This window comes from Micromonospora sp. ALFpr18c, from assembly GCF_008868155.1.
Classification (GTDB): domain Bacteria; phylum Actinomycetota; class Actinomycetes; order Mycobacteriales; family Micromonosporaceae; genus Micromonospora.
The window spans coordinates 1-9133 of sequence record NZ_WBKR01000234.1; the positions used below are offsets into that span (position 1 = coordinate 1).

General features: G+C 72.7%; 4 protein-coding genes. 3 read left to right on the top strand and 1 reads right to left on the bottom strand.

All coding sequences use genetic code 11. From position 1 onward, the window contains the following. Positions 1-85 precede the first annotated feature (85 nt). On the bottom strand, positions 86-679 hold the full coding sequence (locus F8271_RS27740; RefSeq protein WP_151492800.1) for a CDP-alcohol phosphatidyltransferase family protein: 594 nt from the start codon (positions 677-679) through the stop codon (positions 86-88). A gap of 139 nt (positions 680-818) precedes the next feature. Here F8271_RS27740 and F8271_RS27745 point away from each other — a divergent pair, with 139 nt between their 5' ends. The 3 genes from F8271_RS27745 to F8271_RS27755 form a co-directional block, all read left to right on the top strand. Then, the gene (locus F8271_RS27745) at positions 819-1925 is read left to right on the top strand and encodes a sensor histidine kinase (RefSeq protein ID WP_151492801.1); all 1107 of its coding nucleotides are present in this window, start codon (positions 819-821) and stop codon (positions 1923-1925) included. Further along, positions 1922-2566, top strand: a complete 645-nt coding sequence (locus F8271_RS27750; protein ID WP_151492802.1) for a response regulator transcription factor — start codon at positions 1922-1924, stop codon at positions 2564-2566. Before F8271_RS27745 ends, F8271_RS27750 begins: the two co-directional genes overlap by 4 nt. Positions 2567-3091: 525 nt before the next feature. Beyond that, the coding region (locus tag F8271_RS27755; RefSeq protein WP_192580490.1) for a non-ribosomal peptide synthetase/type I polyketide synthase at positions 3092-9133 on the top strand (6042 nt) is incomplete at its 3' end.

The window sequence follows — 9133 nt, forward strand, 5'->3', positions numbered from 1 at the left end:
ACGGCGTAGGCCTCCGCGTTGACCACCGGGACAAGGGCCGACGCGAAACCGTATCCGAGTGCGGCCGCGGCCTGCACGACACCGCTCACGCCCGGCCGTCCCGGCTGAGCAGCCTGGCCACCGCCACCGCGGACCACGCCTTCACCGCGAGGACCGCCAGTGCCACGATCACCGCCACCGAGTACCGGCCGATCGCCACGGCACCGATGACCCCGGCGGTGTTGACCGCCTTCGCCAGCGGCGACCAGTTCAACGCCCACACCCGCCGGTCGACGACATGGAAGTCGTTGGGGCTGTTCACCGGCCAGCACAGGAACACCAGCGACAGCATCGTGTCCAGGACCATGAACGACGGCAGGAACACCATGGCGACCAACGAGACATCCGGCACCAGGGCGACCAGGCCCACACAGAGCACGGCGGTGCACGCCCGGTCGCTCACGATGTCGAGGACGGCACCGGCCCGGGTCTCCTGGCCGAGCCACCGCGCGGCCAGGCCGTCGAGCATGTCACCGACCCAGTAGACGCCGTACGCCACCGCGATCAGGGCGACCGAACCGGAGATGAGGGCGACGATGCCGAGTGTGACGGCGGCGAGCGTCCGGATGATGGTGATGTAGTTGGCGACGGTGCGGAGCGGGCCGACCCGCAGGGCGGCCGGAGAGTCAACGAGAGTCACCCCGGCAGCGTGCGATTCGCAGGCCGCTCGGCGGAACGTACCGGGGTGCCGACCTCGGTACGGCCGCGGTACCGGGGTACTGGGTGAGCTGGTACCCGGGTACCTGGCCGACCCGGGGCGGATCATCGAGACTGTGCAGGTGGTCACCGCAATCGGGCAATGGGTGCGCAGCCCAGAGGCAGTGCGCCGGCTCGCCTACGCCGCGACGGCGCTGACAGTCACCGCCGTGGTCGGGACGATCGACGAGAACGTGCTCGTACCGGCGGGCTGGGTGTGGCTGGTGCTGCCCGCCGCCCTGACGGCCATGGCCCTGCCTCCCGGCCAACGGACCGTGGTCTTCGCGGCCTGCGCCGGGTTCGTGGCGCTGGTGAGCACCGGCGAGTCGGTCCACCTGGGCCTGGCGGCGGCCGGCCTCGTGTTCGTCTCGACCTGCGAAGATCCGGCCAGGCGACCGTGGCGGGGATGGGCGGCCGGTGTGGCCGGCGCCGCCGTCGCCTTCACCATCGCCCTGCTCAACCGTCGCGGGGTCTACGCACAGCCCTTCGCCTTCGTGGCGGCCGGCTACCTCCTCGCCGTCCTCCTGCGCTCGTGGTCACGCGGCAACGCCCTCACCCGGGAGACGACCGCGCTACGTGACCAGGCTGCCTGGCTCGAACAGCGCACCAACCTGGCCCGCGAACTGCACGACGTGGTGGGTCACCACGTCACCGCGATGGTGGTCCAGGCCGAGGCCGGACAGTTCGCCAGCGATCCGGCCGTCGCGCTGCGGGCGATCGCGACCAGCGGCCGCACCGCCCTGCGCGAACTCGACACGCTCGTCGTGCATCTCCGCGACCCGGACGCGCCGATCCTGGTGAGCGCCCCGCCGCGCCTGTCCGACATCGACGAACTGCTCGCCGAGCCGCTGCGCCAGCAGGGCCTGGCGGTACACGTCCGTGTCGACGCCGACGCGGGGCTCGACGAGGTGGGTGCGCTGGCGGCGTACCGCATCGCCCAGGAGGCCATCACCAACATCGCCCGCCACGCGAACGCCACCACCGCCTGGGTCGAGCTGACCCGCGCCGGCGGTCAGGCCCGGCTGCGGGTGAGCGACAACGGGATCGGGCCGCCCCAGGCCGTGGCACGCGGCTCGGGACTGCTGGGCATCGAGGAACGCGCGCGGGCGCTCGGCGGCAGCTCTCACGTGAGCGGGCGCCCCGGCGGCGGTACGGTGCTGGAGGCCATCCTGCCGGTGGCGAAGCCATGATCCGTGTCGCGATCGCCGACGACCAGCATCTGGTCCGTGACGGCTTCAGCCAGATTCTGCGGTCCCAACCGGACATTCACGTCGCGGCCGAGGCCGCGGACGGGCGCCAGCTCCTCGATGCCGTCCGGCGCGATCCCCGCATCGACGTCGCCCTGGTCGACATCCGCATGCCGGTACTGGACGGCCTGCACGCCACCCGGGAGATGGCCGCGATCCCCCACGCCCCGGCCGTCATCATCGTCACCACCTTCGACGATGACGCGTACGTCCTGGACGCCATCGCCTCCGGAGCGCGTGGGTTCCTCCTGAAACGCAGTAGCGCCCAGGACCTCCTGTCCGCCGTGCGCACGGTCGCGGCCGGCGGCGCGATCCTCTCGGCCGAGATCACCGGCGCGGTGCTCGAACGCGTACGGTCGACCGGCCCGGCCACCCGGGTGAACCTCGCCGCCTACCAGCTGACCGCGCGCGAGACCGACGTGCTCACGTTGATCGGCGCCGGGCTCAACAACGACGAGATCGCGAAGAGTCTCCATCTGTCGATGAGCACGGTCAAGACCCACGTCGCGAACGTGCTGGCGAAGACCGGCAGCCGCGACCGCGTACGGGCCGCCATTCTGGCCATTCAGGCTGGCCTTTCGTAAAAGGGATCAGCTTCGGTCACTGGCAAAAATGCGTGGATGCGGCAATTTGGTGCCCGATCATCGGCACGATCCGATTCGACACACATTGATGCCGGCAGCCGTCTCGTACCGGAGTTCCGTCGTCCAGTCGAGCACCGTGCACGGTTTCGACCCGTGCGACCGACGGCAGTGGACGAACGCGCAACGAGCCGCACCGAACGCATCGACGCCCGACACGATCTGTGGATCCCATCAAAGATCACCAGTGCAATCATGTGACAGGCAATCGCATCGGAAGAGCGACAGCTGTCGCATGAACGACTGGTCGCCGTCACCGGCATAGGTAGCTTTCGAGCCGCGGGGCGACCGGTCGGTCGGACAGCACCATCCCCGCACCATCGCCGCGGCCGCTCCACCGGTGCCGCCGACCACGTCGACCAACCGTCACAGCAGGTTCGGATGCGAGGTCCCGAGCCACTGCTGGGACCGGACCGCCGCGTCGGTGGCCGCCCAGCCGCTGCTGGCACCAGGAAGGAGGCGGACGCAATGACCGACGTCATGAGGTCCCGGCAGGTGACTCCGGTCGTGCCGCGCTGGCGCGACCCGGCCGGCGATCCGGTCGCGGCCACCCACGAGCAACGCCAGATGTGGTCGCTGAGCCGCCTCGACCCCGATCCGGCCAGCTATCTCGTGCCGCTGGCGTACCGGCTCCGCGGGCCGCTGGACGTGGCGGCGTTGGCCGCGGCGCTCGACGCGCTGGTGGCCCGGCACGCCGCGCTGCGTACCACCCTGGCGCCCGACGACACGCCGGCGGGGCCGACGGAGGTCCACGACGCGACGCCGCCCCTGGTCCAGGTCGTCCAGGAGCCGCAGCCGGGGCTGTTGCGGGTGTACGACCTGAGTGGGCTGCCCGCGTGGCAACGCGACCAGGAGATACCGGCCCGGATGCACGCGGAGACGCGCATCCCGCTCGATCTGCGACGCGGACCGGTGCTGCGCGCGAGCCTGCTGCGCTGCGCGGCGGACGAGCACGTCCTCCTGCTGACGTTTCACCACGTCGCCATCGACGAGTGGTCACTCGGCATCCTGCACGACGAGTGGGAACGGCTCTACGCCGCGCATCGCGCCGGACGAGCGGCGGCCCTCGACCCGGTCACCGTCGACCTACGCGATCACGCCGCGTGGCAGCACGACTGGCTGAACGGGGCTCAGGCAGCCGCGCAACGCGACCATTGGCACACGCAGCTCGCCGACGCGCCCGCCACCCTGGAGCTGCCCACCCGGGACCCCCGGCCCGAGGTGCCGTCCGGCGCGGGGGCCACCCTGTCGTTCCCGCTGGACGTGCCCGCCGACAGGCTGCTGGCACTGTGCCGCCGCGTCGGCGCCTCCCCGTACATGGTCATGCTGGCGGCGCTGCACGTCCTGCTGGCCCGCTGGACGGGGCAGGACGACGTCGTGATCGGCACACCGGTGGCGAATCGGCGACGGGCCGAGGCGCAGAAGCTCGTCGGGCTGCTGCTCAACACCGTCGCCGTCCGGGCCCGACTGGACGACGACCCGTCGTTCGAGACGCTGCTGCGACGGGTCCGCAGCGCAGCCCTGGAGGCTCTGGACAACCGCGAGCTTCCCTTCGCGACGCTGCTGGAGTCGCTGCGCCCGGCCCGCCGACCCGGCTTCACCCCGCTGTTCCAGGTGATGTTCGTGTACGGCCGCGAGGCCGCACCGCCCACCCTCGACGGCCTCGAGGTCACTCCCATCGAGGTGCCCGCCAGCACCGCCAAGTTCGACCTCACCGTCTCGGTCCGGGAGAACGCCGACGGCGTACGGACCGTGGTGGAGTACCGCACCGATCTGTTCGACGCCGACACGATGACGCGTCTCGCCGGCCATTTCCAGACGCTGCTGCGCTCGCTGCTGGCCGATCCGGACGCACCGGTCGGCTCGGCAGCGATGCTCACCCCCGACGAGTACCACCAGCTCGTCGTGGAGGCGAACGACACGGCCACGCCCACCGGACCCGATGATCTGGTCCACGTGCTGATCGAACGGCAGGCACGCCGCGACCCCGACGCGGTGGCGGTGACCGACGGGGACCGCGCGCTGAGCTACGACGAGCTGCACACGGCGGCCGAGGCGTTGGCGGAGACACTGCGCGGGCGGGGCGTCGGCGTCGGCAGCCTGGTGGGCGTGCTGCTGCCCCGCGCTGTCCCGTTCGTGGTGGCGGTGCTCGCCGCGCTGCGAGCCGGCGCGGCCTACGTACCCATGGATCCGGCGAACCCACCCGCCCGGCTGCGGTATCTGATCGACGACACGGCCACGCCGGTCGTGCTCACCTGCGCGGAGCTGGCGCACCTGGTGCCCGACGGCGTGGCGCTGCTGGTTCCCGACCTGGACACGCCGGTTGCGCGCAGCGGAGCGGGTCGGGAGGCCGCCGGCCCGCGGCGGCGACCGCGGCGGCGACCGATGCCCACGGCGGACGACCTCGCGTACGTGATCCACACCTCCGGGTCCACCGGCCGTCCCAAGGGTGTCATGGTCACCCATCGGGGCGTCGGCAACTACGTTCGTTGGGCCGCCCAGGCCTACCGGCTGCGCCCCGGGGACACCGTCCCGCTGCACTCGTCGGTCGGGTTCGACCTGACCGTCACGAGCCTGCTGGTGCCGCTCGCCAGCGGGGCCACCGTGCTGATGATCGGGGATCACCTCGGCCCGGAGGCGCTCGGCGAGGCACTGCGCCGCCAGCGGCCGGCGTTCGGCCTGGTCAAGATCACGCCGGCCCAGCTCGACCTCGTCACCCACCAGCTCGGCCCCGCCGAGATGGCCGACCGCACCCGGTGCTTCGTGATCGGCGGCGAGAACCTGCGCGCCGACCAGGTGGCGGCCTGGCGGGCGTACGCCCCGGACACCGCGCTGGTCAACGAGTACGGGCCGACGGAGACCGTGGTTGGCTGCGCCGCGTACGAGGTCGACGCGGACACGCCGTCCGACGGGTCCGTCCCGATCGGACGGCCGATCGCCAACACCGAGCTGTACGTGCTGGACGCCTGGCGCAACCCCGTCCCGGTGGGCGTGATCGGCGAGCTGTACGTCGGCGGGGCCGGCGTGGCGCGCGGCTACCTGCACCAGCCCACCGTCACGGCGGCGCGGTTCGTCCCGCACCCCTTCTCGTCCGTCGCCGGCGCGCGGTTGTACCGCACCGGCGACCTGGTACGCCTGCGCCCGGACGGCAACCTCGAATACCTGGGGCGCACCGACAACCAGGTCAAGCTGCGCGGTTACCGGATCGAGTGCGGCGAGATCGAGGCCGCCGTCCGACGGTGCCGCCCGGGCAGCGACGTCACGGTGCAGCTGCGCCGCGACGACCCCGACGACCCGCGACTGGTCGCATACGTGGCCGGCGGGACCGACGCGGCGGGCCTGCGCGCGGCGCTCACCGCCGAGCTGCCGCCCTACCTGGTGCCGGCCGCGTTCGTCTTCCTCGACGCGCTGCCGCTGACCCGCAACGGCAAGGTGGACGTCGCCGCGCTGCCCGCCCCCGGTCCGGACGCGCCACGGCAGCGCGTGGCCGCTGAACCGGAGCGACCGGCGACCAAACGACCGCCGACCGCACCCGCCGGACCCGGAGCGGCGCAGTGGGACGCCGCCCGGATCGGCCTGGAACGGCTGGTCGTGGACGTCTGGCGCGACGTGCTCGGCGTCGGGCACGTCGGGACGCGGGACAACTTCTTCGACCTCGGCGGGCACTCGATGCGCCTGCTGGCCGTCCTGAAACGGCTCCAGGAACGGCTCGGGGACGTCGTCACGGTCACCGACCTGTTCCGCAACCCCACCGTCGAGTCCCTGGCGACGTTCCTCACCGCCACCACCACCGGCACGGCCGCTCCGGCCGCCCCCGCCACGCTGGCCCACCCCGCTCGGGCACGAACCGGCACGACCGACCAGCCAAGCGGCCTGATCGCCGTCGTCGGCATGGCCTGTCGCTTCCCCGGCGCGCGGAGCATCGACGAGTACTGGCACAACATCCGCGCCGGGGTGGAGTCGGTACGGGAGTTCACCGTCGAGGAGATGCTGGCCGACGGGGCGGACCCGACCCGGCTCGACGACCCCGCATACGTGCGCTCCGGCACCTGGCTGCCCGGGATCGACGAGTTCGACGCGGCCTTCTTCGGCATCACACCCCGGGAGGCGCAGACCCTCGACCCGCAGCACCGGATGCTGCTGGAGTGCGCGTGGCACGCGCTGGAACACGCGGGCTACGACCCGTCCGGCCACGCCGGCCGGATCGGCCTGTTCGCCGGATCGGGTCGCAGCACGTACCTGCTCGACCACCTGAGCGGCCACCCGGAGCTGATGCACACCATCGGCGAGCACCAGTTGTCCATCAGCAACGACAAGGACTTCCTGCTCAGCCGGGTCGCCTACAAACTCGACCTGACCGGCCCCGCCGTCACCGTGGCCACGGCCTGTTCGACCTCGCTGGTGGCCGTGCACCTCGGCCGGCAGAGCCTGCTGACCGGCGAGTCGGACCTGGTCCTGGCCGGCGGGGTCAGCGTCTTCCCGGCGCAGCGGCGCGGTTACCTGTACCACGACGGCGGCGTGTACTCCCCGGACGGACACTGCCGCCCGTTCAGCGCCGACGCGCGCGGCAGCATCGCCTCCAGCGGGGTCGGCATCGTCGCGCTCAAGCGGCTGGAGGACGCGGTCGCGGACAACGACACCGTCTACGCCGTGATCCGTGGTTCCGCGATCAACAACGACGGCGCCCGCCGCACCGGCTACACCGCGCCGGGTGTCGACGGCCAGGTCGCGGTGATCAGCAGTGCCCTCGCGTCGGCGGGTGTGGACCCCCGCTCGGTGAGCTATGTCGAGGCGCACGGCACGGGCACCAGCCTCGGCGACCCCATCGAGGTGACCGCCCTGACCGAGGCGTTTCGGCGGGGCACGGACGAGCAGGGCTTCTGCGCCCTCGGCTCGGCAAAGGCCAACATCGGGCACACCGACGCCGCGGCCGGTGTGGCCGGCCTACTCAAGACGGTCATGGCGCTGTACAGCCGTACGCTGCCGCCGACCATCAACGTGAGCCGACCCAACCCGGCGATCGACTTCGCGAGCAGCCCGTTCTACCTCAACGACACCGCCCGGCCGTGGCCCGGTGACGGCCCGCGCCGGGCGGGGGTCAGCTCATTCGGCATGGGCGGCACGAACGCCCACGTCGTGCTGGAGGAGCCGCCGGCGACGGCCGCCGTGGCACCGGCCACGCCGGCCACCGGGCCGCACCTGTTGACCGTGTCGGCACGTACCGTCGAATCGCTGGAGCGGCAGACGCGCCAGCTCCGCGACTGGCTCGCCGCGCACCCGGAGGCGGACCTCGCCGACGTGGCGGCCAACCTGGCCCGGCGCCAGCCGATGACCCACCGGCGTTTCCTCGTCCCGGCGGACCGCGCCGACGCGCTGGTCGCCCTCGACGCGCCGCAGCGGCAGTTCACCGGCGCCCATCCCGGCGGCCGGCGTGCGCTGGTGTTCGCCTTCCCGGGGCACGGCGCCCAACACGTGGCGATGGGCGCCGGCCTGTACCGCACCGAGCCGACCTACCGGTCGGTGGTCGACGAGTGCGCCGACCTGCTCCGCGACGACCTGGGCCTCGACCTGCGGACGCTGCTGTGCCCGGCGCCCGACGGTCACCCGGAGGCGGAGCGGCTGCTCGCACGGCCGCGGCTGATCCAGCCCGCGCTGTTCGTCACCGAGTACGCCCTCGCCCGGTCGCTGCTCGCCCGCGGGATCACCCCGGACCTGATGGTGGGCCACAGCCTCGGCGAGTACGTCGCGGCGTGCCTCGCCGGCGTCTTCTCCCTGCCCGACGCGCTACGGCTGGTGAGCGCCCGCGGTGCGGCGGTCGAGCGGACCCCCGCCGGGGCGATGCTCGCGGTGAGCCTGCCCGAGGCCGCGGTGGCCGGGCTGCTGACGGAGGGCCTGGCGCTGGCCGCCGTCAACGGACCCGAGCTGTGTGTGCTGTCCGGCGCGCCGGAGGCGATCGAGGAGCTACGCCGGAGGTTGAGCGCCGACGGGGTCGACTGCCGGCCGCTGCGGGTCACCCGCGGCTACCACTCCCCCCTGCTCGATCCGGTGCTCGACGAGTTCGCCGACCACGCGCGCCGGGTGACCTACCACGAGCCGGACCGCCCGTACCTGACCAACCTGACCGGCGGCCCGGTCACCCCCGGGCAGGTCACCGACCCCGCCTACTGGGTGCGGCACATGCGGGAGCCGGTCCGGTTCGCCGAGTCGGCGGCGCTGCTCGCCGAGCAGGACGTCGTCCTCGCGGAGCTGGGCCCCGGGCACACCCTCGGTGGCCTGGCCCGGTTGGCCGGACTGCGACCCGGGCAGGTGGTGGCGACGATGCGGCATCCGCGCAGCGACGCCGACGACCTCACCACGATGCTCGACGCGGTCGGCCGACTGTGGCTGTCCGGTGCGCAGGTCGACTGGCGAGCGTTCCACGGTGGCCCACGCACCCGCCTGGCGCTGCCCGGCTACCCCTTCGAGCGGCACCGCTACTGGGTGGATCCGGTCCGCGCGACCGGATCCACC